Genomic DNA, 25,586 nt, shown 5'->3' on the forward strand with positions numbered 1-25,586 from the left:
CTTGTTATTCGCCATAGTTGTCATAGGGGTTACGGTTTTACTTTCGATTACTGTCAGAAAAATAGTTTTTGAAGGGAAATGGGAATGGGTGATTTATTTTATGGCCCTTTACCTGCCTTTTTATACCACTTCGCTGAGCATTGTCTATCAGGCAACAGGTTCGCCAATCCTTGTCAATGTCTTTAAAGTGTTGAAAGAGTTTGTGGTTTTTTTGGGAATCATTTCATTTATTTTTTATCAAAAAAATATTTTTGATTATCCTTTTAGGTTTCATTGGGTGGACAAACTTTTCTTAATGTTTTATGGACTTTGTCTGGTGTTTTTGATTTTGCCTATCGGGGAGGCAGGTTTTATTAGCAAGCTGGTATATATGAAAAATATTCTAATGATGGGCTTGTTGTATTTTTTTGGAAGAAACACCCGGTTTAATCCGAATGAGTTTAGGCAATTTTTCAACATAATAATGGGAATTGCGGTGGCTGCATTTGGCTTAAGCATCCTGGAAAAAATTATGGGTTTGCATTTTCAGCAAATCACTGGTTATGCTGATTACAACCTTGCAATAAATGATATTGAACCTTCAGGGAATTATGGACTATCCTGGACTTTTGAAACCCAAACCATGGGTATGCGTTTAGCATCTTTTTTCTCAACCCCACTTGAAATGGCTAGTGCATGTCTTTTGGGGTTTTCAGTTGGTTTAATAGGATATTTGACCTCCCGAAGGGAACAATCATTTATTTTTATTCTCGTAATGTTAGCTGCTACAGGCAGTTTAGTTTTTGCAGCTTCCCGGTCATCATTTGTTTCTTTTTTTGTAATGCTGTTCTTTATTGCGTTAATTTTTAGGCTCTACGGATTGATCAAATTGGGGGTGAGCTTGTTAACTATCTTTGTGATTTATGTTGTTTTTATTGCCCCGAAAGAATTTTATTATTTTGTTATTGACACCCTTACTTTCCAAAACTCCTCAAGTATAGGTCATGTGATTGCTTGGTTGGAAGCCATAAATCAAATAATCATTGCTCCTTGGGGGACTGGATTGGCCATGAGTGGTAATATGAGTAGTGTAACTGATGAACTCAGGATAGGAGGAGAAAATCAATTTTTGGTCTTTGGGGTGCAATTAGGGGTTCTGGGGATGATATTATATATTCTCATATTAGGATTAGGGATCAAAACGGCAATTAAAGTTTTTCGTAGAACAAAAAATACCCATGCAGCTAGAATAGCATTTTTGGCAGGCACTGTAAAGGTGGGTTTATTACTCCCGCTTTTTACATCTAATGCCGAGATTTACGCCTATGTTTCCTGGTTGACCTGGTGGATGATTGGTTTTAGTGTCCGGGAATATCATCAAATTCAGCTAGCAGAAACCGATCCTCCTAATTCAATGGTCCTTCAGCATTAAATTATTATGAGCAAAAATCAAGTAAATAACGTTTTTCATCAGGATTTTAAAATTAAACCCATAGACCGGCAAAAAAGGTTGAACCAAAAACCTTTGTTGATATGGTTCACCGGATTATCCGGATCCGGAAAGTCCACCCTTGCCAATGGAACAGAACAGCGGCTTTTCCAAAATGGTTACCATACTTTCCTTTTGGATGGGGACAATATCCGAAAGGGACTCAATAAAGACCTTGGTTTTGAAAAGGAAGATAGGAACGAAAACCTAAGGAGAATTGCTGAAGTGGCCAAGCTAATGATGGAAGCAGGACTGATAGTGGTGGCTGCTTTTATTTCACCCTACCGGAAAGAAAGGGAAATGATCAAAGAGTTGGTTGGTGAGGATAGGTTCCTGGAGATATTTGTGGATTGTCCATTGGAGGAATGTGAGGAAAGGGATGTCAAAGGCCTGTATCAAAAAGCCAGAAAAGGCCTGATCAAGAATTTTACCGGAATCGATGCACCCTATGAAGCACCACAAAAACCATTTTTGCAGCTTCCCACTTCCGATTGGTCCAAAGAAGAATGCCTGGATAAAATTATAGGTTCCATCAAAGAAAAAATCACTTGGATAGCTTAATGCCCCTTTAAATGGAAAAAATGATTCCAAACCTTTTTATAATAGGTGCTGCAAAATGCGGTACCACTTCTTTACATGAATACCTTGCCCAACATCCGGAAATATTTATGGCAAGGGTCAAAGAACCCCATTTTTTTGCCCAGGTAGAAAATACCCTATATGATTATAAGGAGGAATTTTCACCTGAAAAAGAATATCATACCTGGGTGATTAAGGAAAAAGACGAGTACCTCAACCTGTTTAGGGATGGTCAAAAAAGTAAATACAAAGGGGAATCCAGCCCTTCTTATTTATGGGACCCGGAGGCTGCCCGGAAGATTTATGACTTCAATCCCCAGGCTAAGCTTATTGTCTTGCTTAGGGATCCTATAAAGCGGGCATTTTCCCATTATCAAATGGATGTGCATGCCGGTTACCAGGAAAAAAGGAACTTTTATGATGCTTTAAAAGAAGATTTTGAAATGCCAGACTCCCAAAAGGGTTGGAATAAAAGCCATTTGTATATGGAACTTGGACTTTATCATCAGCAATTGGAAAGGTTTCGAGAATTATTTTCAAAGGAACAAATTATGGTTATCCGCTTTGAGGATTTTATTCAGGATATAGAAAATGGGCTGAAAAATATTTTTGAGTTCCTGGAAGTGGATAATAGGAGGTTGACTGATATTGATTTTGGAAAAAAGCACAATCAAACTCAATCTCCAAAATATGTTTTCATATCCAAATTAAAGGATAATAAAGTAATACAAAAAATGATTGGGTTGATTCCGGAAGGGCTTAAGAATAAAATCAAGAAAAGTACTTATCAGGATGGGTATAGAAAAGATCTTGTTTTGGATGAGAAGGGCTGGGAATATTTAATCCAGTTTTATCAGGATGATTTAAAGCAATTAAAAAAGGATTGGGGTATTTCCTTTAACCTTAATATTTAATGTTGCGAAAAGATAAATACTTAAGGGCTTAAATGAAGGAAAATGCGATATTATTCACCCAAGTATAGACTTTAAAGGGATATTAATGTCAATTAAAAAAATTAGAATAGCCATTGATACCCGCGATCTTTTTCTGGCCAAGACAGGAACACGGACTGTACTGGAAGAAGTCATTAATGGTTTTAAGAAAGACCATGAAGTGGAAGTGGTAGAAATAAGACCCAAAGCTTTTTCACCCCCAAGAACTAAAATTGAAAAAGCGGTAGAACATATTCGCTTTTTTTGGTGGAAAGAAGTCCAACTTCCCTTAAGTGTTAAGAAAAATCAATGTGATGTTTTAATTTGCAATGATTATGTGGTTCCCTATTTTTTGCCAAAAGGTATTAAGGCTTTCCCAATTTTTCACGGCTGTAATATTTGGGAGCTACCTCAACATTATAATAAATATTGGCGGTTTTTTTTCACGAAAATGGCTGTTCTCGCAGCAAAAAGAGCAAAAGCCATATTTACAGTTTCAGAATTTTCAAAGGAAAGATTAATAGCTTTATTTAATTTTGCTCCATCAAAAGTCAAAGTTATACCCTTAGGGCCGAAAAGGTCTCTCCTTTCACCTAAGCCATTGGTTAATATAGAAAATTATGGAATAAAGGAAGGGGAAAAATTTTTGCTTCATGTGGGTGTGATGGAAAAAAGAAAAAATCTGGTAAAACTCATAGAAGCATTTTCCAAGATCATAGATCGAAATCTTAAATTAGTTCTTGTTGGTCAGCGACCGCCTAAAATTTTTTCGGACGATTATAAGAACATAGTTAGCACTATTTCTAGGTTAAACCTCAATGATAAGGTTATTTTAACGGGATATGTAACTGATGAGGAACTTTTCACTTTGTATAGTAGAGCAAGTGCATATGTATTCCCTTCATTGTACGAGGGATTTGGCATACCAGTAATAGAAGCCTATCACTTTTCATTACCAGTAGCTGCTTCAAATAGGGGGGCTTTGCCTGAAGTAATAGGAAATGGAGGTTTACTCTTTGACCCTAATGATGTTGATGATATTGCCGATAAATTAAAAAGAATTTCAAACTTGAGTGAATTGGAAACTGATAAGTTTCAAATTGGTCAGAAAGAAAAGATAAGAGGTTTTCAGTGGGAGAAAACTATTAATGAGATTAAGAAAAATATTGGATAAGCTATAGCTAAACCAGTAAAACCAAGTTAATTAATAGAAGGTTTAATAAACAAAATAAGCCCCCATTAAGGGGACTTTAGTTATCTTCAATTTATTCTATGGAATTAACATAGAAAGCAACTCCACTATTTGACCAATTTGGGCCAGAAGTTAAATTATTGTCCGAATTTAATGTAAAAAAGAATCCTTTAGACGGGTTGTAAAATTCATAGACCGGTTGCCTTCCAGTTCCCCCTGAGGCAAATGCATAACCAATGATTTTTATTTTATTCCACCCTGGAAAAGCAGTATCAATAGTTGGGTCTTTGCTTTTGTAATACCAATCCGATCCAGGGCTATAGTATAAATAAATAGGAACTGTACCAGAGATTTGTGTATCATAAATAAAACCATTGTAACCTATGTATTCATATCCAGTTGAAGTTGAACTTTCATAAGTATAATTACCATATTCAGACCAATCATTTGTCCAATAATATCCTTTGTTAGTCAACCTCCTGTAAACATAAAATGGTTTTTGGTTTCCGTCTAGTGGATATATCGTTCTAAATGCGAGGATGTCTAAAAAACCAAAACCATTCCAAGTGGGAACATATGGATAATATTTTCCTGAATTCATTATTGAATAGGGATCGTCATTCCATGTTCCAGACACGAGGTTAGCACCATACATTCCGGTTGCCGGATTATTAATAGACTCTCCATCTTGTTCCCAATTGGTATGCCTGAATCCTAACGTATGGCCGATTTCGTGAGCCATTACAAATTTTAATTGATTCAAAGAGAATGTTGTGTTGTAGCTTGTATTGACTGTAATTCTAGATCCAGGATCCCCAGAACTAGGCCAAGAGGCTTCAGCTACTGCTCCTCCTAAATTGGCCCCATAAAATGTTATTTCGGGGTTAGAACTTAGAGTTTCCTCAAACGTAAGTGCAAAGTTTTTGACATTGCTCCATTCTATCATTGCTTCCCTGATAGCATCTCTCCAAAAGATTTCAGATGTAGATAATGGAACTGAGCTATGAAATTTGAAAGTAACAGTCCGTGGAGTACTAGTTGTGTAATTTACGAGGTTATTTACTGTTGTTTGTAAATTTTCTCCCCCCTTTTTGGGAGTGTTGTTTACAGCTTCAAAACGTTCTATCAAGTTTTCCTCGGAAATAAAGATACAACCATCAATTAAATATCCGTCCCTGTGTAATTGAACTTCGGCATTTTCAAATCCATTTCTTTCCAAGAAGTCGTTTAGGTATTTGTTATTAATTTGTTTAGAGGATTCTTAAATAACATCATTTGGTACTTCTTCAGCTACCTTCGAACATGAAAAGCATAAAATAATGCAAAAACAACTTGTTAAAATTTTACTTAAAGTTTTCATAAAAGAATTTTTTTTGATTGAAAAACATTTAAAAATAGATATAAATAGCTGAAATAGATAATTAAAATTAAAAAATGGTTTCAATAGCATTAAAATTGTGAAAAACATATATTTTTTGGTGTTTAAATAATTATAATGACATGGTTAAGGAAGATTGCATAAATTAAATTAAAAAAATGATAAATTCCATTTTAGTCCTTCACAGCTCTTCAGACCTGTATGGAGCCAGTAGAAGTTTAATAAGGTCGGTAGTAGGGTTAAAGAAAAATGGTTTTCAACCCATTGTAGTTTTATCTTCTGAGGGGTCATTGTCGAAGGCTATCCGAAAAGAAGGAATTATGGTCAAAATCATCAAATTAGGAATAATAAGGCGAAAATATTTTCATCTATTCGGGCTGTTTAATAGAGCCAAGTATTTGTATCGTGCATATAAACAGTTAAATAGAATCGTTGATGAGGAAAAGATTAAGATAGTATATTCTAATACCACTGCAGTTTGGGTGGGAGCATTTGTAGCAAAAAGTAAAAAGCTACTTCACATTTGGCATGTCCGGGAAATAATAGAAAGTCCCAGTTGGTTCAAGAAATTTATTCAAAATCTTCTTCAAAAAACGGGGGATTTGGTGCTTTGCGTTTCAAAAGCAACAGCAAATAATTATGCTGAAAAAGTGGATGCTAATAAATTGAGAGTAATTTACAACGGTATAGATTACAAACCTTTTCTGGAAGCAAAATACAATCTCAAAGAGGAAATTGGAATTTCTCAGGATACCGTCCTAATTGGCATGATAGCTAGGGTGCATTTCTGGAAAGGTCAAACCTACTTTTTAGATGTAGCAAAACACTTAGTCAACCGTCATAAGCATATCCATTTTATTATGGTTGGAGATGCGTTTTCTGGCTATGAATATTTATATGATGAGATAAAAGAAAAGGTCAGATCGAATGGCTTAGAAGAAAAAGTGACGGATTTAGGTTACCGGACTGATATTCCTGAAATCATGGGTGGCCTGGATATCTTTATGCTTCCCTCCATTTTGCCAGACCCATTACCCACTACTGTTTTGGAAGCTATGGCAACAGGAAAACCCGTTGTGGCTACCCGTCATGGTGGTGCAACAGAAATGGTGTTAGAGGGTAAAACAGGATATCTTGTCCCCTGGAACAATCCTAAGGTAGCTGCCAAAGCTTTTGATGAATTAATTGAAAAGGAAGAGTTAAGAAAGGAATTTGGAAAAACTGGTCAAGAAAGGGTAATTCAGCATTTTTCAATTGATTCATACATCCAAAACCTGGGTGAAATTTTTCGGTCAATTTCCCATTCAAATTTAATAAATGATTAAAAAAAACAAACCACTTCGAGTCGCAATCCTTGGCACCAAAGGTTACCCCTATGTCTATGGGGGCTATGAAACCATGGTGAAGGAATTGGGTGAAAGGTTGGTCCAGAAGGGGGTGGAGTTGACCGTATATTGCCACAAGCCTTTGTTTGAGGAAAAACCTGCTGAGGTAAATGGTATCAAATTGGTCTATATTCCCTGTATTGAATCCAAGTCCCTGAGCCAACTGACCCATTCTTTCTTTTCAATGATCCATGCTTGCCTATCCAGGGCAGATGTGATTTTTGTGGTCAACAGTGCTAATGGGCCATTTGGTTTGATCGCTAAGATCTTTGGAAAACCCACAGCCATTAATGTGGATGGCCTGGAATGGATAAGGCCAAAATGGAAAGGTTTGGGAGGAAAATACTTTTTTTGGGCCTCAAAGATGGCCACCAAACTTTATGATCAGATCATCAATGATTCTGATGAAATGCAGAAAATTTATCAGGAATTGTTTCAAGCTCCCTCCAAGGTCATTGCTTATGGATCTAATCCAAGTTTGAGGGCAGATCCAAATCTGATCGATAAGTGGAAGCTGGAAAAAGAAGGTTATTACCTGATCGTAGGGCGTCTTGTTCCTGACAACAATGCCGATCTTATTTTAGAGGGATTTACTAAATCTGCCACCAAAAGGAAATTGGTGGTGGTGGGTGATGTTCCTTACAAGGACGCCTTTGCTGAAAGGTTAAAAAACCTGCCTGATGAAAGGCTGCTTTTTACCGGTTATGTCCGGGATCCCCATGAGTTGGCTGCTTTATACCAAAACTGTTACGCTTATTTTCATGGCCATGAATATGGCGGTACCAACCCGGCCATGCTAAAGGCCCTTGGCTATAGTTGTGCTATCCTTGCATTGGATACCTGCTTCAACCGGGAAATGCTTCAAAATGGAAAGTTTGGCTGGTATTTTGAGAAAAACAGGGAGGATGTAAAACAAATCATCGACAAGGCGGAACAGCATCCAGAAGAAATGAAAAAACTTAGGGAAAACTCTCCTGCAGGATTGACCCAAAAGTACAACTGGGACCATGTGACCGACCAGTATATAGCGGTCTTTGAGGAGTTGGCAAAGCGATAGGTTTTAAAAAGTCCAGAGTCAGAAACACCCGAACAACCCCAAGTCGGTGGCTTCGACTCCGCTTAGCCACCAACATAGCGCAGATGGAACTGTTCGGAATTTGTAATTCCGAACCAAAAAATAAAGGGGATTTGAAATCCCCTTAAACATTAAAGATTAATATTTTTTTATTCTACTTTTTAGCAGGCTTAACAGCTTCACATTTCCCACAGCCACAATCCAGGGCATTGGATTTTTTGGGTCTGAGGTATTGGAAAGCTTTCCAGCCTATAATTCCTGCAAACAATGTCCAAACGATAATTTCTTGCCACATAGTTTTAAATGTCTAAAGCCGAAGGCCAAAAGCCTGTTGTAATTTTGTTTAATGATAAATGCTATTCTAACGTTTAAGCCTGTGTTCGACAAAAAAACACCAAATTATGTCATCAAACGTCACTGCGAACCCTTTTGCGTATGGTAAAAGCGTGGAAAAGGGTGTGGCAATCCTCTAATTATAGGACTCCCACGGTTTTCCTTTCAGTCCCACCCCCAAGCCTCGGAGTGATGTTTTTTAAAATCGAACTAAATGTTTAGCGTCATAAACGATCAAAATTTTTTCCCAATATTTGATTTAAATATTCAAGTTCCTAACTCAACCACTGATAAACGACCCAAGCAGAAACATAAGCCAAACCGGTCATATAGGCTGTTTGAATAAGGGGCCATTTCCAACCTTTTGTTTCCCGGTAAACTACAGCCAGGGTACTCATACACTGCATGGCGAAAGCATAGAAAACGATAAGTGAAAAGGCCGTTGCTATGTTAAATACTTTTTCTCCTGTTTGCGGGTGGACTTGTTGATCTAATTTTTCCTGGATGGTCAATTCATCTTCTACATCAGCACCTACACTGTAAAGGGTGGCTATGGTGGACACAAACACTTCCCTAGCTGCAAATGAAGTGATCAGGGCAATGCCTATTTTCCAATCATATCCCAAAGGCCTAATGGCTGGTTCGATAAATTTACCCATTATCCCAATATATGAAGACTCCAGTTCTGCAGATGCGATTTGGCTTTGATAGCTTTCCTGAACTTCTACCGGGGCATTGGCTTCGGGAAGGGGGACCTCTGCAATGGCTTGTTCACGGATGCTGGAGGGACCATAAGATGCCAAAACCCATAGAATAACAGAAATGGTCAGGATTACCTTTCCTGCAGCAAAAACAAAGGTTTTTGATTTGGAATACATGGTGATCAGCACATCCTTCCATCTGGGCAGCTTGTACAATGGCATTTCCACCATCAAATAACTTTTTTCTTTAAAATTTAGGATCAATTTTAGGATCCAGGAAGTCATCAATACTGCTATTATTCCCAACAAATACATGCCCAGCAAAGCAATGGCCTGCATATTAACTGGCCCCCAATAACTATCTGGTACGGCCAATCCAATTAGGATCACATAAACTGGAAGCCTAGCTGAACAGCTCATCAGTGGGGTGACCATAATGGTGATCAAGCGGTCTTTCCAGTTGCCTATATTTCTTGTGGCCATGATTCCAGGAATGGCACATGCAATACCGGAAATCAAAGGCACCACACTTTTTCCATTCAATCCAAATGGGCGCATAAGGCGATCCATTAAGAAAACTACCCTTGACATATAGCCCGTATCCTCCAAAATGGCCAAGAAGCCAAATAAAAGGGCAATTTGGGGAATGAAAATCACCACTCCACCTATTCCGGGAATGATGCCTTCCGTTATTAGTCCGGTCAAAACTCCCTCTGGGAGGATATTTGCCACTGTTGAGCTGAGAGTCGCAAAGAAGCCATCAATCAAATCCATGGGCATTGCAGACCAGGCAAATACTGCCTGAAATATCAACAATAAGATTCCCAGGAAAATGGCATAACCTCCCACTCTATTTAAAAGTACTTTGTCTAGTTTTTCAGTAAAGTGTTTTCTGCCGATATCTGTTTTTTCAATAACCTTCGACAAAACATATTGAATTCCTTTATAACGTTGTTGGGTTTCTTCCAGTTGGGCCTTTTTGATGTCAAAGGTCGAATTGGCCACTTTTTCTTTTAGAATATCTTTTTGGGATTGATCCAACAATGGCTCCCTTTCATGAAACCGTATCAATTGATAAGCCTGATAGCTGTTTTCCAGCCCAAACTGCTCTTGTATGTCAGCTGACAAGCCTTCCGGCAAAAGGTATTGGGTATCCAAAAATGGAGCGGGGACCGAAAAAAACTGTTGCTTGATCAAATCCTCTATAGCTTCAATGCCTTTATTGCTTCTGGCATTTGTTTGGATAATGGGTACCCCAAGGGATTTATAGAGTTCATGGGTTTTTACCTTGATGCCCTGTTCCTGAGCAGTATCTTCCATATTTAAGACAATTGCCATGGGAAGGCCAAGGTCCATGATTTGAGTGACTAAAAATAACCCCCTTTCCATGCTGGACATGTCAACTACTGCCAGGACAAAATCCGGTTTGTTTTCTTTGTCCAGTCCATTGAGCACCCTGTGTACAATTACCTCATCTTCAGAATTGGGGTAAATGCTATAAGTCCCTGGCAAATCCACCAAGGTAGTTTCCTGTTCCCCCAATTTGATATTTCCATATCTTTTATCCACCGTAACTCCAGGGTAATTGCCTACCTTTTGCCGCAAACCTGTCAAACGGTTGAATATGGTTGTTTTACCCACATTAGGATTTCCAATAAGGGCAACAGTAAAGGTAGATTGGAGGGTGGGTGTAATTACTTCAGACATAAAAGGTCTTATTTTTCAAAAATCACTTCAATGAGTTTTGCTTCTGACTTTCTCAGGGCGATTACCGTGTTCTCAAGTTTAAAAGCCATGGGATCCTTCAAAGGGGCCTTTTGCAATAGGGAAATTCTTTTTCCGGGAAGAAATCCCATTTCCATTAAGTTTAAAGTCAATTCATCGGGCGTTACCCTATTGATAATGGCTGTTTCCCCTTTTTTTATTTGATCTGCCGTCCTCATATCCAGTGAAATTAGATTAAATCTAAATTGTTGCAAAATTAACGGAAAATGCGGAAATATCGTTCTTTTTTTAGGTAAATCTTAAATGGATTTCCAAAAGATTAAAGGAACTAATGGGTACGTTTACAAGGGGTTAACCCAGAAATCTTATCGGTGAAAAAAATCAAAAGTTCTGTGAATAAAAGTGGGGAATTGCCCTTGTTGATAATGGGGGGGTGACTATTCGCGATTCTGCAAATATCTTCAGTGTGGTTCAGCCCCTAATGGGGGTTAGCAGGACATCACTGTTCCAAGCCTCCAGGCTACAAACCCGGGGTTAATATTGTTTAAGCCCTTAAAGGCTTCTGCCTGAAAAACCTTGATTATTTGATTTGGATTAATCCAAATCAAATAATCTACTCCCTTGCCTGTGATAAAAATTAATGAAGGAATTTTTGAAAAGTGGAAAATTTCCTGGAGGGGGATAATAAAATTAGCCCGGGGTCAGCATAAGTCTGACCCTGGGTGAAATTTGCAAAAACGTTTCCTGTATTAGCTGCAGGCACTATAAATTATGAGCCGTAAAGGATTTATTCATTCCCATGAGTTTTTCCAAGTAAATTTTGCTTGAGGGAAATAGCTTTTGAACTTCATTATGGGACAATAGCCGTATTTCATCTATATATTGTTTTGCCCTTTGGGATTCCCATTTTTGAAGCCTGCTGATTTTGGTTTTTGTAAGTAAAAAATAACGGATAGATTTTGGGATAAATTGGAAAAAAGGGACAGCGTAATGAGGCTCTATGAAAAAGAATTTATTTGGAGTTTGGACAAAATGTTTTTTCCCTACCCTTTGGATTTCCAGGGCCATTTTGACCTGATTTTGCCAGGTATAAAGGTGTTCAATGACTGAATTGGAAAATACAAGATCAATGGATTGATCTCCAAATTGAGAAAGGTTGGTTGCGTCCCCGGCCATGCTTGTGATATTGGGCTGAGTAACTGGCTCTTCCTTTAAGTTGAGGAAAATAATTTCTACATCACCCGTCTCGATAAATTTTTTCCCTTTCCAAAATGCTTCAGTTCCCCCTACATCCAATATTTTAATAGGGCTCTTACCTTCAAAATTTTCCTTAAAGGCATTTTCAAAAAAGCGAAACCTTTTATCCCTGAACTTCATTCCCAATGATCCTTTTTGGTCAGATGCTGCAAAAAAACGGGAAAGTCGGGAAGTCATGGTGATAGAATTTTAAAGGAATTGGAAAATAGTTTTCACAAAGTTATTAACCAATATTTAATACTGGAAAAAAAATATTTTTTATAATTTTACAATTCAATCAGGTAATTGCTAAAAATTGTATCTCTGTCCGGACAAAAATGAACCTTGGTTGAGATTTGGTATTTAAATTGCTGAGGGGATATCGAATAGAGTTATGTAATGGATTTTTATGGCAAAAAGATTTTACAAATATTTCCCATGGATGTTTCTTTTTGGGGATTTGTCAGTTGTTGGATTTACTTTGGTCATTTCTCATTTCTTGGTAGGATCTTTCATTGATATCCCCAAGATGGATCTGTCTCTTTACGGAGTTTACCTTCTTATGTGGGTGATGGTAGTGGCATTTAGGAAGGATTATAAAGTAGGGAGGGCAACAGATTACTTTTTTACCTTGCAGCGACTTTCAGGTTCTTTGTTATGGTTTTTTGCAATGATCGCCTTTTTGTGGATAGCATTTCAAGCATACCATTTGAGCAGGGTATTTTTATTGGTCAATGGAACCATAATGGCCATTATGTTAAGTTTTTATCGGGTAGCTGTTCATATTTCTCTAAAACAATACCGTGCAAAAGGGGGGAATTATAGAAATGCAGTCATTATTGGAAAAGGGGGCACAAGCTTTAAATTAGCCAGGGTCTTTCAACAAAGGAAAGATTTTGGGATCAATTTTATAGGTTATTATGATGATACCAGCTCCTGTGTAGAAACTCGGGGCAATTTGTCTGATTTTTTCAACGAAGTGGAGAGTATGAACCTAAATTTGATATACATCAATGAAAGACTAGATCTCCCCACAATCAAAAAAATTATTCGCTATGCAGATGAACATTATATCAAGGTTAAGGTAATTCCCGGTGGAAGCCTTCAACTGGAGAAAAACCTATCTTTTTCCAAATATGGGGATTTCTTTGTCATCAATGTCAATGCTATTCCTCTTGATCATTTGTATAACAGGGTGATAAAAAGGGCTTTTGATATTATGTTTTCTCTTTTTGTGACCCTCTTTATTTTGAGTTGGTTGATTCCTCTGGTTGGCATTTTGATCAGGCTTGAATCAAAAGGGCCTGTGTTTTTTGTGCAATTAAGAAATGGTGAAAACAACAAAGAGTTTAAGTGCTTGAAATTCCGGTCTATGACCCCAAATGATTACGCCGATACCCGTCAAGCCACCAAGAATGATCCAAGGGTAACCCGGATTGGTTCATTCTTAAGGAACAGCTCGCTGGATGAAATGCCTCAATTTTTGAACGTATTAAAAGGGGATATGTCCATAGTTGGACCAAGACCGCATACAGTTCCCATGAATGAAACTTTTAAGAATCAAATTGAAAGGTACAATGGCCGGCACAAAATCAAACCGGGAATTACAGGTTTGGCGCAAGTCAAAGGATACCGGGGAGAAATCATCAGGTCTTATCAAATCCGTTCCAGGGTAAGGTTGGACCATTTTTACATACATAATTGGAACTTATGGATGGACCTTAAGATTGTTTTCCAAACTATACGGGAGTTGATTATTAATAGGGAAAATGCCTACTGATCGTAGGGGTGAAATATATAGGAAAAAACTTTCTATTAATTTGAACTCTGATTTGAGCCCACAAACCAATGCTTCTAGGGAACTTTATCCTGTTCCTTGAAGATCTGTATTGAGACTAAGTTTTTTAATCCTTGGAGGATCTGGTATTAAAATTCATTGTCCCGCGGCATGGCCAGCGGGACAACTTACAAAAGTTCAATGTCCTTATTTTTATCATTAAGCGTTGTTTTTCAAATCTCAAGTCTAATTTCACAATTCTAAATTTTAAACAACGCTTCCAAAAAGCCCATATTTTCCCCTTTTTGTTTTAGGATCAATAATGGGATTTCATGGTTGATAAAGGTTACCTTTTCTGCCACACTACCCAATAAAATGGCTGCGGACCCACTTCTCCCTCGACTTCCCATGATGATTAGGTCTGCTTTTTGCTTTAGGGCATCTTGGTAAATAAGATCGGCATTATGGTCATTGCCTTTCAACATAAAATCGCAGGGATATTCCTTGAATTTATTCTTTTTAATAAAACTTTTATATTCTGTGATAGCATTTTTATGCATGATTTCTGAAAATTCCTCATAGGATTTTCCAGTTTTGTGGTAACCAATAGGCACATGATAAACATGAAGGCAACGAATGCTAGGTTCCTTTTCAGTGGTAAAACCTTCAATCTTTTTAAGGGTCAATTCCGAATGATGGGAAAAATCAATAGGAACCAGAAAATTTTGAAATTGAGTTTTAATTATTGATTCTGGCACAAAAAATACAGAACAGGGAGACTTTTGGGCAATTTTTTTGGCAAAAGCCCCGGAGCCTTCCAATTCTTTTTTCCTGCCCATTACCAAATAATCCACTTTTTTGGACTTGAGTAATTTTAAAAGCGTTTCCAAAAGGTGTCCCTCTTCAACTACAATTTTTGATTCCACACTACTGGGGAGAGTGAGGTTGTCCAATTTGGCTTCCAATTCTTTTTTTATGTCCTCTTTTTTAGAAACTGCCAATTTGGGGTAAGACTCAGCAACATCCTCAGGAACAGGGTGGAGGTGGGAAATGTGGGTGAAGTATATTTTAGAAAGCCCCAATAGCTGACTTATTTTATGGATATTGTTTAGAAGGATATCATCCATTTTGGACAAATCCAGTGCGACTAATGCAGAATTATTTTCTTTCATTTTAATATTTTGGGTTTTAGACCTAGGTTCAATTTAAAAGTAAAAAAGAAACTGAAAAAGTTAATTTGAATAAATATGGAGCTTTTTTTAGCTTTATAATGATATTTTTGTTATTGAACGGAATCAATTGGGGTATAATTATTTTAAAATAAAGATGCATGGGTAAATCAATGCAAAAATATTTTATGGCCATAGTCCCTGAAGGAAAGATTCAGGAAGATGCCCTTAAGCTGAAGGAAATGGTTAAGGAAAAGTATAATGCCAAGTATGCCCTGAAATCCCCTGCCCATGTGACCATAAAAATGCCCTTTCTTTGGAATGAAAGAAAGGAAGATAAACTTTTTAATTTGTTAGAGCCTTTTTTTAAGGGCCAACAGGAATTCCCTATTATGATTGATGGCTTTGGTAGGTTTGGTAGGAGGATCATGTATGCTCGAGTAGAACATGGCGAGGAATTGGTAGAACTTCAATATAGCTTAAAAGAATACACTAGGAAAGCACTTAAGCTGGAGGAGGAATTTACCGATAAGGCATTTAAAGCCCATATGACTTTGGTTTACCGCGATCTGAAAGCCCAATTATTTGATGAATGCTGGGAGCTTTTGAATAGCCATGAATTAAAGGGAGAGATGCAGGTTAGCAAGGTTGCCCTTTTAAAGAAGATTAATTACAGGTGGGAGATTTACCATTGGTTTGAGTTTTAGTGGAAAAGGCAATTCATCAATACAAATTCTCAATTTTCATTTTTTTACTTGGTTTTTTTATTCAGGCATCTACGGCTTAATATTCATTATTTACGACTAAAGACTCCTTACTATACTATCTTTTTCATTGCTCAAGTCTAATATATCGGTTCTGACCATAAAAAAAGGGACCATTTCCGGTCCCTTTTTTTATGCTTTGAAAAAAGCTATTAATTGCTTTTTACCTGAATTTTCTCTTTTACCCTTGCAGCTTTACCTTGACGGCCTCTCAAGTAGTATAGACGGGCTCTTCTAACCCTACCTTTTCTCAATACTTCGATTTTTTCAAGGCTTGGACCCAAGATTGGGAATATTCTTTCTACACCAATGCCGCTGGAAATTTTCCTTACGGTGAAAGTTTCACCATTGGAATTCACATTTTTCCTTTGGATTACGGTGCCTTGGAACTGCTGGATACGCTCTTTATTACCTTCAGTAATTCTAACGTGAACGTTGATGGTATCTCCTGCTTTGAAAGAAGGAAATTTAGACCTTACGTCTTTGTATTCCTCTTCTACAACTTTAAGTAGTTCGCTCATATCTTTAAATTTATGTGCTTATCGCGGTTGGAATTGCAAAGGTATGCAATTCTGTTTTTTATTCAATTAATTATCAATTATTTAACTTCATCGCCAGGCTCTGAAACTGGACCTTGAAGCAGGTCCGGTCTTCTTTCTTTGGTCCGGCGAACCGATTCTTCAAACCTCCAATTGGCTATCTTTTCATTATGTCCTGACAAAAGAATATCTGGAACTTTCATTCCATTATAATCTGCCGGGCGTGTATATACCGGAGGTGCCAAAAGCCCATCCTGAAAGGAATCTGTAAGGGCGGAAGTTTCATCATTAAGTACTCCTGGAATCAGCCGGATTACCGCATCCGTCAGCACAGCTGCGGCAAGCTCCCCCCCAGAGAGGACAAAATCCCCAATACTGATTTCCCGGGTGATGTACTTTTGCCTTACTCTTTCATCCACTCCTTTGTAATGTCCACAAAGGATGATGAGGTTTCCCTTTAATGAAAGTTCATTGGCAACAGGTTGATTGAAAGGCTGACCATCCGGGGTCATGTAGATGATTTCATCATAATTCCTTTCTGCCTGGAGGGCTTGGATACATTTGGCAATGGGCTCAACCATCATTACCATTCCTGCGCCTCCTCCAAAGGCATAATCATCGACCTGCTTTTGTTTGCCACTGGCGTAATCCCTGAGATTGTGGATCCTGACTTTGGCAAGGCCTTTATCCTCCGCCCTTTTTAGGATGGAATGGGAAAAGGGGCCTTCCAAAAGGCCGGGTACCACAGTTATAATGTCGATCCTCATGGATTAATCCTCCAAATATATGTCAAGTAAGCCTTCTGGCAATTGACAGTAAACTTTCTTTGCTGTCTTGTCCACCTTTTGGATGATGCCTTCCTGAATGGGGATAAGGACTTCTTTTCCTTGGTGGTCCAGCCCCAACAGGTGCTGGGTTTGAAGGTCATAAATGACGGTTACATTTCCTACTGCTCCCAGATTTTGATCTTCCACTTCGAATCCGACCAGTTCGTGAAAGTAATACTGATCCTCTTGGAGTTTTGGCAGGTCTTTAAGGGGCAGAAACAGTGCTGAGCCTACGAGATTATCAGCCGAATCTTTGTCATCAAAACCCTCAAATTTGGCCAGTATGCGGCCGTTGGGCTGAAGGACAAAATGTTCCAGGAAGTAGGGCACAAGTCTGGAGTTTTGGTCCACAAAGACATGCTCGATGTCCTCATAATCCTCAGGAAAGTCCACATCCAGCACTGCCACGACCTCACCTTGGAGCCCATGAACTTTGGCAATATAGCCTAATTCAAAGCAATTGTCTTTGTTCATGGATTAGGAATGCAATCAGTCTTTGTTTTCTTCTTCTCCGGATTCAGGAGCTTCAGAAGATTCCTCTCCTTCAGCAGGAGCCTCTTCTTCATTGGCAGCATCTTCAGCAGCGGCTGCAGCTTTGGCTTCTTCTTCCTTTTTCTTGAACTCTTCCTGACGAGCCAGGTTTTTAGCGGCTTCAGCTTCCAGGGCTTTTTTCTTTGCCTCTTCTTTGGCTTTGGTGATTTTGTCCACTTTGCCAGAAATGGTAGCTTCCTTCTGTTCTAACCAAGCTTCAAATTTCTTGTCAGCTTCTTCTTGAGAGATAGCTCCCTTAAGCACACCGATTTGAAGGTGTTTTTTCAACAATACGCCTCGGTAAGAAAGCATCGCTTTCACCGTGTCAGTAGGTTGGGCACCATTCAACAACCACTGCAAAGCGCGGTCATTATTGATGTTGATAGATGCAGGGTCAGTGTTAGGGTTGTAAGACCCGATTTTTTCGATAAAACGTCCATCCCGTGGAGCTCTACCATCAGCTACTACTACATCGTAGATGGCTTGTCTTTTTCTACCTCTACGTGCTAATCTGATTTTTACTGCCATAGTTTATTGATATTTAGTGAATTGATGGAACCCGTCCATCGGAAATTTGGACTGCAAAGATAGCGCATTTATCTTGAAAAGAACAAGATAGCCCAAGATTATTTGCGGTTTAAGAAAATTATGTTTTAAATTGCGTCTCCAAAGAGAAACGCTCTTTGAAAACTCCTTGAGAAAAGGACAAAATACCTGACAAAGAAAAGGATTTTTGCCACCTTTGTCTAATAAATGGCCTCGTAGTTCAATGGATAGAATAGAAGTTTCCTAAACTTTAGATCTAGGTTCGATTCCTAGCGAGGCTACTAGAAACCCGCTTTACAGCTTGTAGGGCTGGTTTTCTTTTTTTGGGGGTTATTTATCTAAGGTTGGAGGAAAGGGGGCGTCAAGGTTTTGGTTTAGATAATATTATAGCCCAATTACCTTTTCAAGGGGCCTTCATTTGCAATGAGACCTTATGAAGTGTGGTATAACAATGCCACCATTAAGGGAGAAGAATCTTAAGATGAGTTTGTGGATCAATAAAGGAAGAATTTTTTGGAAAAGTTATTTGCAGAAATTTGTCGGTGCTATCGGGTGTGTGGTTAATGCAGTGACATTAATCTTTATTTTTCCTTTCCCAAATTCCAGATCATTCTTAGCGAATTTTTATAGACCCATCCAATTAAATTTTATTTGAAAAATGTTGGGGGGGGGGGGTTAAAACCAGCATTTCCAATAATTTCCCCTTGTTACACTTCTGTGATACTTAATGGATACTTTTAAAAACTTTAATCCATGAACCAAAACAGAAGTTGTTATGAAAGGCTTATTGAAACTATTATTAATGGCGATTTTCGTGATCGCAGTGGCTTGTAGGCCGGAGGAGATGCCTAAGCCGGTAACCCAAGAGTTTACGGTAACCATTGAAAATGTGGCTTCCGCATTTATGTTTTCCAATTCTGGGGTTTTTAATACTCCAGTAGGGGCAGAAATGCCAAGTCCTATTGGTCCTGGCGGGGCATTTGAATTTGATATCAAAGCTGGGAAAGGGGAAAAACTTTCTTTTGCAACGATGTTTGCCCAATCCAATGACCTCTTTTATGGTCCGGATGAAAGCGGAATTGACTTATTTACTGCAGAAGGAGAGCCACGCTCTGGTGATGTTACTGATGAGATTATCCTTTGGGATGCAGGAACTGAAGTTAATCAGGAACCCGGAGAAGGGGATCAACAAGCACCCCGACAAGAAAATCCCGGGGATGGCACGGATGAAAATGGCAATGTCCTTCCCATTAGTATGGTGGATGATGGCTATTCTTATCCTGAGGTGGAGGAAGTGATTCAAGTGACTTTGATTCCTGCAAGTGATATTACATTCAAAGTCAGAATTGAAAATGTTTCCAATGAGATGACCCTGGTGACAAGTATGGGTAATAACGCCCTGATTCCATTGTCTCCAGGAGGTTGGGTAGTGCATACTAATCCTGCTCCTTTATTTACAACCGGAGAACCAGAAAGAGGAAATGGCCTGGAAGAAATTGCTGAAGATGGAAATGCTGGTCCAATGGGGGAATTCTTACCCGACAAAACCGGCATCACCAATATTTTATCTCCAGGTGCATTTGCGGTTCATACTGGAGGAAAGCCTATTTATGACGAAGATACTCCTGATTATGGAGAAGGTTTGGAAGCCATAGCAGAAGATGGCATGCCTGGAATGCTGGCCAATAGTCTAATGAGCAAAGTGGGAGTAAATGAAAGCGGTGCCTTTACCACACCCCTTGGAGCTGATTCTCCATCCCCTATTGGCCCAGGAGGATCTTACCAGTTTAGCTTTACAGCAAGGCAAGGTCAAAGGCTTTCATTGGTCACCATGTATGTCCAATCTAATGATCTTATTTATGCTTTCCCAGACCGTGGAATTGCCTTGTTTGAAAATGGAGAAGGATTATCCGGTGACCTGACAGGCCATATTTCCCTTTATGATGCAGGAACAGAGATCAATGAAGAACCGGGATTTGGACCTAATCAAGCTCCCCGGCAAAGTGCTCCCAATACTGGTCCTGATGAAAATGGAAATGTAAGGCCAGTGGATGATGAATATAGCTATCCAGTGGTTGAGGAAGTTATTAAAGTCACAGTTACTTCTAATTAATAGCCCACCAAATCATAAACAGGGAAGGCTTTTAAATTAGCCTTCCTTTGTTTATTTTACAAAAGGGTTGATTGAAAGATGATTTGATGATTTTGCATAAATTATCATTCTTTGATATTATGAAAAAAGTGCTGGTCATAGAAGATGATTTGGATATTGCGGAATTGATTTCAATTCATTTGAAGGATTTGGAATGTGAGATGATCCATATTGAAAATGGTGATGAGGGGTTTTCAGTTGCCATTAATGGAACATTTGATTTAATCCTTTTGGATCTCATGTTGCCGGGAATGAGTGGTGAAGAAATATGTGCCAGTTTACGCAAAGAAGGAGTAAATACTCCAATCATGATGGTGACAGCAAAGTCCGAAGAAATGGATCGTGTGACCGGATTGGAGCTTGGGGCTGATGTTTATATCACCAAGCCATTTAGTGTTTTGGAATTTAAGGCAAGGGTAAAGGCCCTATTTAGAAGGATAAAAATAGCCCAGGAGGAAAAATCTGATCCTAAGAAAAAAATAAGGTATAACCACTTGGAGATAAATCTTGACGGAAAATTTGCCAGTCTATACGGGGAACGGTTATGTTTAACTCCAAAAGAATTTGAACTTTTAGCCCTGTTGGCTACCCACCCAGGAAAAAGTTTTAGTAGGAAAAAATTATTGCAATTGGTCTGGGATTATGATTACCAAGGGTTTGAGCATACTGTAAATTCCCACATTAACCGGCTCCGTACCAAAATTGAGAAGGATATGCAGCATCCGGAATATATCCTTACCAGTTGGGGTATAGGATATCGATTTGCAGATTAAAGGCAACTATGAAATTGCCTCATTGGGGCAGAGATATTGCATCAAATGGAAAAAGTTAGGTTTAATACTTTATTCTGGAAAATCACACTTATCCTTTTTGGGTTACTGCTGGTAATGTCCTTTGTGTTTTTATTGTTAACTGCCAAGTCGGCCAACCGTTTTAGTGAGGAGGCCAATCAGCATTTAAATAAGGATGTTGCTGCGCATATTGCCAATGAATTGGAAATCCTTTCACTGGATAGCCTAAATAATGAAAAGCTAGATCATATTTTTCATAACGCAATGGTCCTCCATCCTGCCATCGAGATATATTTTACGGATACCCTGGGAAATATTAAGTTTTATTCCGCTCCGGATAGCTTGATAAAAAATCACAAAATTGATATGGAGCCGGTTAAAAATTTGTTGGAACAACCTGATAATTCCTTTGAAAAAGGGTCGGACCCCCGAAATCCAGGGGAGAAAAAGGTGTTTTCCGTATCTCCCATACAAAAAGACGAAGCGCTTATAGGCTATGTTTATGTTGTTCTAACCGGGCAAAAATTTGCCGCAGCCAGAAAAGATATCCTGATCAATTATATTTTGAATATCAGTGCCAAAACTGTTGCCCTGCTAGTATTTACTACATTTTTAATAGGGACTTTGGCCATTTATTATTTAACGGAAAATTTGAATAAAGTAATTGAAGCAGTAAGAAAATTCCAACAGGGGGATTTTAATTCCCGAATTCAAATCCAGCAAAAAGGGGAAATTCAGGAATTGGCAAATACTTTCAACGATATGGCCAATACTATTTCCAAAAATATCCAAAAAATTGAAGCCATTGAACGATCCAGGAGGGAGCTGGTGGCCAATGTTTCCCATGATTTAAAAACCCCTTTATCTACCATCAAGGGATTTGCTGAGACCTTGGTTTTAAAAGAAAAGGAGTTGAATGATGAGCAAAAGCAAAAATATATTCAAATTATTCTTAATAATACCGGACAACTGAAAATATTGGTTGACCAACTTTTTCAATTGTCCAAATTGGAATCCAATGAGGTAGAGCCAGATATGGAGCCTTTTTCTTTGAATGAACTGCTTCAGGATAATGTCTTGAAATATGGAATGATCGCCAATAAAAAGGGGATTGCTATAAAAAGCAATATTCCGGTAAAGTTGTCTTTTGTTTATGGAGATATAGGTTTGATAGATAGGGTAATTCAAAACTTAATGGATAATGCCATAAAATTTACCAACAATGGAGGTGAAGTCCATATTGGGGTTAAGGAAGGAGAAGAAAAAGTGAAAATTTGGGTAGCTGATACTGGAGATGGAATACCTTCAGAAAAAATAAACCTGATCTTTCGCAGGTACCAAAAAGGTGTTCATGAAAATGGTTTGGGTAGTGGAGGTATCGGTTTGGGCCTGGATATCGTCAGAAAGATTTTGGAGCTCCATCAATCCCAAATTGATGTGGAAAGTAAACCAGGCGAGGGTGCTGTGTTTTCTTTTGAACTGGATAAATATGAGAAAATTGTCCAATCAGTCTAAATGTCTATTTTTGGGAATTTAGATTTGTTTCTTGGCTTAACCGGTTAATTAATTCATTTGCAAAACTGACAGAATATTTCCTGCAGGATCCTTGAACCAGGCCATCTGAGGCCCATGGTCGCTTTTGCAGATTCCTTTTGAATTTGTTTTAATAGGTTTTTCATATTGCTCAAAGGTAATTCCCCTGGCTATTAATTGATCCACTGCTTTTTCGATATCATCAACCGGAAAGTTTAGAACAGTAAAAGTTGCAGGTTGGTGATTGGGTTTAGGGTAAATGATCAAGGGTGTGCTTCCTGCTATATGTAACTCCAATATCCCCATAGAACCCTCTTTTACCGGAATTCCCAAAGTGTTTTCATAGAATGTTTTGGCTTTGGAAATATCATCTACTGAAAATCCACAGAAGGCTTTTGAGTTTTTAAACATGATTTTTCTATTTGATTTTCACTTATTATAACAAAAGAGATTTACTACAATTTTATTGTGATCGTTTGTCGATGGCTGTTCTCTGAGGGCAGTTAGCGGTGGACTCTTATTAATAAACAAATAAACCTATCCATCAGGTTGAGAAGGGGCTGACTTTTCATCCATACAAAACAGCTCCCATTGATGTCCATCCAGGTCAGCGAAACTGTGCTGGTACATCCAGCCATGGTCCACTGGCTCCATATAAATGTCTCCACCTGCATTTACGGCGTTTTTGACTAATTTGTCCACTTCCTCTTTACTCTCCAATTGCAAAGCCAATAAGACTTCAGTGTTTTTTTTGGCATCAGAAATAGGTTTTTTGGTAAATGTTTTAAAGAAATTTTCTGTAATTAACATAGCAAATATATGTCCATCCTCTATGATCATACAGGTAGCCTTTTCATCTGTAAATTGGGGGTTAAAGGAAAACCCCAATTCTGTAAAGAAACCGATGGATTTTTCAAGGTCTTTTACAGGTAGATTTACAAAGATTTTTTTGACATGGTTACTTAGGTTCAGTTAAAACAAATTCCTTGAAAACTTGAAAATTTTAGTTATTCAATTTACAAAAAATGCGATAGGATTGAACCCAAAAATCAAACAATTATCACCGTATCATGTTGAAATATAGTGTTTTAAATCATTTGTTAACTTTCGGGTGTACGAGAGGGGAACACTTTAGAAGCAAAAAAGCCTGAAGGAATTTTACCTTCAGGCTGTGAAATATTTTTATTAAATGATAGGGAACGGCTATTTCCCTGTTTCATTTTCCAGTTCCTTCAATGCGATCCAAGCCATTAATCCTGCTCCCACCTCTAAGGCACTTTCGTCAATGTCAAAAGTGGAGGTATGAACGCCTGATGTAATGCCCTTTTCTTCATTTCTAATACCCAACCTGTAAAAACACCCTTCCATTTCATGAGTGTAATAGGCAAAGTCCTCAGCTGCCATCCAGATATCCAAGTCCTGGACATTTTCAGGCCCCAAAAATTCCTGGGCAGCAAGGTAAGCTCTTTCGGTTAATTCCGGGGCATTTTTTAGGTGAGGATAACCTTTACGAACTTCAAAATCTACAGATCCTCCCATACCTTCAGCAATGCCTTCGGCGATTTTGATCATTTTTTTATGGGCTTTTGCTCTCCAATTCTCATCCAAAGTTCGGAAAGTGCCTTGGATCTTTACTTCATCAGGAATCACATTAGTGGCACCCAAAGCTTCCACTCTACCAAAGGAAAGCACAGAGGGTATTTTGGGACTGGCATTTCGGCTGATCACCTGCTGCAAGGCCACAATCATGTGAGAAGCAATTAAAATGGGATCCACCAGAGTTTCAGGCATGGCTGCATGGCCCCCTTTCCCTTTTACTGTCACATGGATCTCATCGGCACTTGCCATATACATACCCTTTCTAAAACCAACTTTTCCCGCATCAATAAGGGGCATAACGTGCTGTCCCAATATTCCTGATGGTTTTGGGTTTTCCAGGGCTTTTTCCTTGATCATAAGGGAAGCTCCTCCTGGAATTCTTTCTTCACCTGGTTGGAAGATCAATTTGATTGTTCCTTCGAATTGATCTTTTACCTCTTGAAGGATTTTAGCTGCCCCTAAAAGGGAAGAGGTATGGACATCATGGCCGCAGGCGTGCATTACCCCTTCATTTTGGGATTTGTAAGGAACCTCATTTTGCTCGGTGATAGGCAAAGCGTCCATGTCGGCCCTTAAAGCAAATACTTTTTTGGAGGGGTTTTTTCCTTCAATGAGAGCTACCATTCCGGTATCCGCCTTTTTTTCTATTTTTTCTATCCCATAGGAGCGGAGTTCCTTTTCCACAAAAGCACTCGTTTTGTACTCTTCAAAAGAAAGCTCCGGATGGCTATGGATATGTCTTCTGTTCTCGATTACCTGCTCAAGCTGCTGCTTGGCCAATTGCTTTATTTTTTCTTTTAACATGTTTAAATTTCTTCTTCCTCTCCTTCTTGATCCCCTTTTTGTCTTTCAAATCTTTGTTGAATAATTCTGGCAGATGGAAATTCCTTTTTGATGGAGTGAAAAAGGGCCTGTGCCTCAATACGGTTTAAAAACCGTCCCACTTTTACCAAGTAACGGGGTTGTTGATACTCCATTTCCGCTTTGAAATTACTGGAAAGAGAGCTGTATAGCTGGTTTCTGGTATCAAAAGCGTGTTCCCTGTCCACTCCACTATAAACCAAAATGGTAAAACCATTAAAATAATCTTTGGAGGCATTTTCCTGAGTGAATTTTTCAAGGGCAAACTCAAGGTCTTTGTCCACAGGAGTTCCACTACCCGCACTGACTGGGACCTCTTCAGGGATTGCCCTGGCTTGAGGAATTTCCGGAAAACTGGGTCTGTAAGAAGAAAGGTCTTCTGAATAATTGTTGTAAGAAGCTGCTGAGCGGCTCATTTTCCCGGTTCCGGCACAACTGGCCAGGAAAAGCAAAGTCAGAAAGGAAAAGAAAACTTGCTTGGTCATGATGGTCT

General features: G+C 38.6%; 25 protein-coding genes and 1 tRNA gene. 12 read left to right on the top strand and 14 right to left on the bottom strand.

The genetic code is table 11. From position 1 onward, the window contains the following. Position 1: 1 nt before the first annotated feature. From QWY93_RS08010 to QWY93_RS08025, 4 genes are all read left to right on the top strand, one after another. The gene (locus tag QWY93_RS08010; protein WP_290247665.1) at positions 2-1,411 is read left to right on the top strand and encodes an O-antigen ligase family protein; all 1,410 of its coding nucleotides are present in this window, start codon (positions 2-4) and stop codon (positions 1,409-1,411) included. Between the two features lie 6 nt (positions 1,412-1,417). Further along, on the top strand, positions 1,418-2,029 hold the full coding sequence (gene cysC, locus QWY93_RS08015; RefSeq protein WP_290247666.1) for an adenylyl-sulfate kinase: 612 nt from the start codon (positions 1,418-1,420) through the stop codon (positions 2,027-2,029). Positions 2,030-2,040: 11 nt separating this feature from the next. Next, positions 2,041-2,961 carry a sulfotransferase family protein gene (locus tag QWY93_RS08020; RefSeq protein WP_290247668.1) on the top strand — a complete coding sequence of 307 codons (921 nt, stop codon included), beginning with the start codon at positions 2,041-2,043 and terminating at the stop codon, positions 2,959-2,961. Positions 2,962-3,046: 85 nt separating this feature from the next. Further along, positions 3,047-4,153: a glycosyltransferase family 4 protein gene (locus tag QWY93_RS08025; RefSeq protein WP_290247669.1), complete on the top strand. Its 1,107-nt coding sequence runs from the start codon at positions 3,047-3,049 to the stop codon at positions 4,151-4,153. Positions 4,154-4,244: 91 nt separating this feature from the next. Here QWY93_RS08025 and QWY93_RS08030 read toward each other — a convergent pair whose 3' ends face one another. After that, positions 4,245-5,390, bottom strand: a complete 1,146-nt coding sequence (locus QWY93_RS08030; RefSeq protein ID WP_290247670.1) for a M57 family metalloprotease — start codon at positions 5,388-5,390, stop codon at positions 4,245-4,247. A 317-nt stretch (positions 5,391-5,707) separates the two neighbouring features. Here QWY93_RS08030 and QWY93_RS08035 point away from each other — a divergent pair, with 317 nt between their 5' ends. Together QWY93_RS08035 and QWY93_RS08040 are read left to right on the top strand one after the other, a co-directional pair. Further along, on the top strand, positions 5,708-6,874 hold the full coding sequence (locus tag QWY93_RS08035) for a glycosyltransferase family 4 protein (RefSeq protein WP_290247672.1): 1,167 nt from the start codon (positions 5,708-5,710) through the stop codon (positions 6,872-6,874). Then, positions 6,867-7,991: a glycosyltransferase gene (locus QWY93_RS08040; protein ID WP_290247673.1), complete on the top strand. Its 1,125-nt coding sequence runs from the start codon at positions 6,867-6,869 to the stop codon at positions 7,989-7,991. Before QWY93_RS08035 ends, QWY93_RS08040 begins: the two co-directional genes overlap by 8 nt. Positions 7,992-8,163: 172 nt before the next feature. Here the strand turns inward: QWY93_RS08040 and QWY93_RS08045 are convergent, their stop codons facing one another. From QWY93_RS08045 to QWY93_RS08060, 4 genes are all read right to left on the bottom strand, one after another. Continuing rightward, positions 8,164-8,304 carry a hypothetical protein gene (locus QWY93_RS08045; RefSeq protein WP_290247674.1) on the bottom strand — a complete coding sequence of 47 codons (141 nt, stop codon included), beginning with the start codon at positions 8,302-8,304 and terminating at the stop codon, positions 8,164-8,166. Between the two features lie 313 nt (positions 8,305-8,617). Further along, positions 8,618-10,750 (bottom strand): ferrous iron transport protein B, encoded by a 2,133-nt coding sequence (gene feoB / locus QWY93_RS08050; protein ID WP_290247675.1) that lies wholly within the window; start codon positions 10,748-10,750, stop codon positions 8,618-8,620. An 8-nt stretch (positions 10,751-10,758) separates the two neighbouring features. Beyond that, positions 10,759-10,986 carry a FeoA family protein gene (locus tag QWY93_RS08055; protein ID WP_290247676.1) on the bottom strand — a complete coding sequence of 76 codons (228 nt, stop codon included), beginning with the start codon at positions 10,984-10,986 and terminating at the stop codon, positions 10,759-10,761. A gap of 544 nt (positions 10,987-11,530) precedes the next feature. Beyond that, positions 11,531-12,202: a methyltransferase domain-containing protein gene (locus QWY93_RS08060; protein ID WP_290247678.1), complete on the bottom strand. Its 672-nt coding sequence runs from the start codon at positions 12,200-12,202 to the stop codon at positions 11,531-11,533. Between the two features lie 211 nt (positions 12,203-12,413). On the opposite strand from QWY93_RS08060, the gene QWY93_RS08065 reads away from it, so the two are divergent. Continuing rightward, complete coding sequence (locus tag QWY93_RS08065) at positions 12,414-13,784, top strand: exopolysaccharide biosynthesis polyprenyl glycosylphosphotransferase (protein ID WP_290247680.1); 1,371 nt, start codon at positions 12,414-12,416, stop codon at positions 13,782-13,784. 257 nt (positions 13,785-14,041) lie between these two features. On the opposite strand, the gene QWY93_RS08070 is transcribed toward QWY93_RS08065, so the two are convergent. Then, positions 14,042-14,953: a universal stress protein gene (locus QWY93_RS08070; protein WP_290247681.1), complete on the bottom strand. Its 912-nt coding sequence runs from the start codon at positions 14,951-14,953 to the stop codon at positions 14,042-14,044. 158 nt (positions 14,954-15,111) lie between these two features. On the opposite strand from QWY93_RS08070, the gene QWY93_RS08075 reads away from it, so the two are divergent. Beyond that, the gene (locus QWY93_RS08075; protein WP_290247683.1) at positions 15,112-15,657 is read left to right on the top strand and encodes a 2'-5' RNA ligase family protein; all 546 of its coding nucleotides are present in this window, start codon (positions 15,112-15,114) and stop codon (positions 15,655-15,657) included. Between the two features lie 209 nt (positions 15,658-15,866). Here QWY93_RS08075 and rplS read toward each other — a convergent pair whose 3' ends face one another. The 4 genes from rplS to QWY93_RS08095 all read right to left on the bottom strand — a co-directional run bounded on the left by rplS (position 15,867) and on the right by QWY93_RS08095 (position 18,139). Beyond that, a complete protein-coding gene (gene rplS, locus QWY93_RS08080) occupies positions 15,867-16,235 on the bottom strand; it encodes a 50S ribosomal protein L19 (RefSeq protein ID WP_290247684.1) in 369 nt (122 codons plus the stop codon). Between the two features lie 77 nt (positions 16,236-16,312). Continuing rightward, positions 16,313-17,020, bottom strand: coding sequence for a tRNA (guanosine(37)-N1)-methyltransferase TrmD (trmD, locus tag QWY93_RS08085; protein ID WP_290247685.1), 708 nt, complete (start codon positions 17,018-17,020; stop codon positions 16,313-16,315). Positions 17,021-17,023: 3 nt separating this feature from the next. After that, positions 17,024-17,554, bottom strand: a complete 531-nt coding sequence (gene rimM, locus QWY93_RS08090) for a ribosome maturation factor RimM (RefSeq protein ID WP_290247686.1) — start codon at positions 17,552-17,554, stop codon at positions 17,024-17,026. Between the two features lie 15 nt (positions 17,555-17,569). Next, positions 17,570-18,139, bottom strand: coding sequence for a 30S ribosomal protein S16 (locus QWY93_RS08095; RefSeq protein WP_290247687.1), 570 nt, complete (start codon positions 18,137-18,139; stop codon positions 17,570-17,572). Positions 18,140-18,366: 227 nt separating this feature from the next. On the opposite strand from QWY93_RS08095, the gene QWY93_RS08100 reads away from it, so the two are divergent. The 4 genes from QWY93_RS08100 to QWY93_RS08115 all read left to right on the top strand — a co-directional run bounded on the left by QWY93_RS08100 (position 18,367) and on the right by QWY93_RS08115 (position 22,615). Then, positions 18,367-18,438: transfer RNA gene (locus tag QWY93_RS08100), tRNA-Arg, on the top strand. Between the two features lie 494 nt (positions 18,439-18,932). Next, a complete protein-coding gene (locus tag QWY93_RS08105; protein ID WP_290247688.1) occupies positions 18,933-20,270 on the top strand; it encodes a spondin domain-containing protein in 1,338 nt (445 codons plus the stop codon). A 119-nt stretch (positions 20,271-20,389) separates the two neighbouring features. Continuing rightward, on the top strand, positions 20,390-21,082 hold the full coding sequence (locus tag QWY93_RS08110; RefSeq protein ID WP_290247689.1) for a response regulator transcription factor: 693 nt from the start codon (positions 20,390-20,392) through the stop codon (positions 21,080-21,082). A 45-nt stretch (positions 21,083-21,127) separates the two neighbouring features. Further along, on the top strand, positions 21,128-22,615 hold the full coding sequence (locus QWY93_RS08115; RefSeq protein ID WP_290247690.1) for a sensor histidine kinase: 1,488 nt from the start codon (positions 21,128-21,130) through the stop codon (positions 22,613-22,615). 48 nt (positions 22,616-22,663) lie between these two features. Here the strand turns inward: QWY93_RS08115 and QWY93_RS08120 are convergent, their stop codons facing one another. The 4 genes from QWY93_RS08120 to QWY93_RS08135 all read right to left on the bottom strand — a co-directional run bounded on the left by QWY93_RS08120 (position 22,664) and on the right by QWY93_RS08135 (position 25,578). Beyond that, a complete protein-coding gene (locus QWY93_RS08120; protein WP_290247691.1) occupies positions 22,664-23,044 on the bottom strand; it encodes a VOC family protein in 381 nt (126 codons plus the stop codon). A gap of 126 nt (positions 23,045-23,170) precedes the next feature. Then, complete coding sequence (locus tag QWY93_RS08125; protein WP_353959648.1) at positions 23,171-23,605, bottom strand: VOC family protein; 435 nt, start codon at positions 23,603-23,605, stop codon at positions 23,171-23,173. A 231-nt stretch (positions 23,606-23,836) separates the two neighbouring features. Then, a complete protein-coding gene (locus QWY93_RS08130; protein WP_290247692.1) occupies positions 23,837-25,036 on the bottom strand; it encodes a M20 metallopeptidase family protein in 1,200 nt (399 codons plus the stop codon). Positions 25,037-25,038: 2 nt separating this feature from the next. Next, positions 25,039-25,578, bottom strand: a complete 540-nt coding sequence (locus tag QWY93_RS08135; RefSeq protein WP_290247694.1) for a hypothetical protein — start codon at positions 25,576-25,578, stop codon at positions 25,039-25,041. Positions 25,579-25,586 lie beyond the last annotated feature (8 nt).

The sequence above is a fragment of the Echinicola jeungdonensis genome (genome assembly GCF_030409905.1).
GTDB classification, from domain to species: Bacteria; Bacteroidota; Bacteroidia; order Cytophagales; family Cyclobacteriaceae; genus Echinicola; species Echinicola jeungdonensis.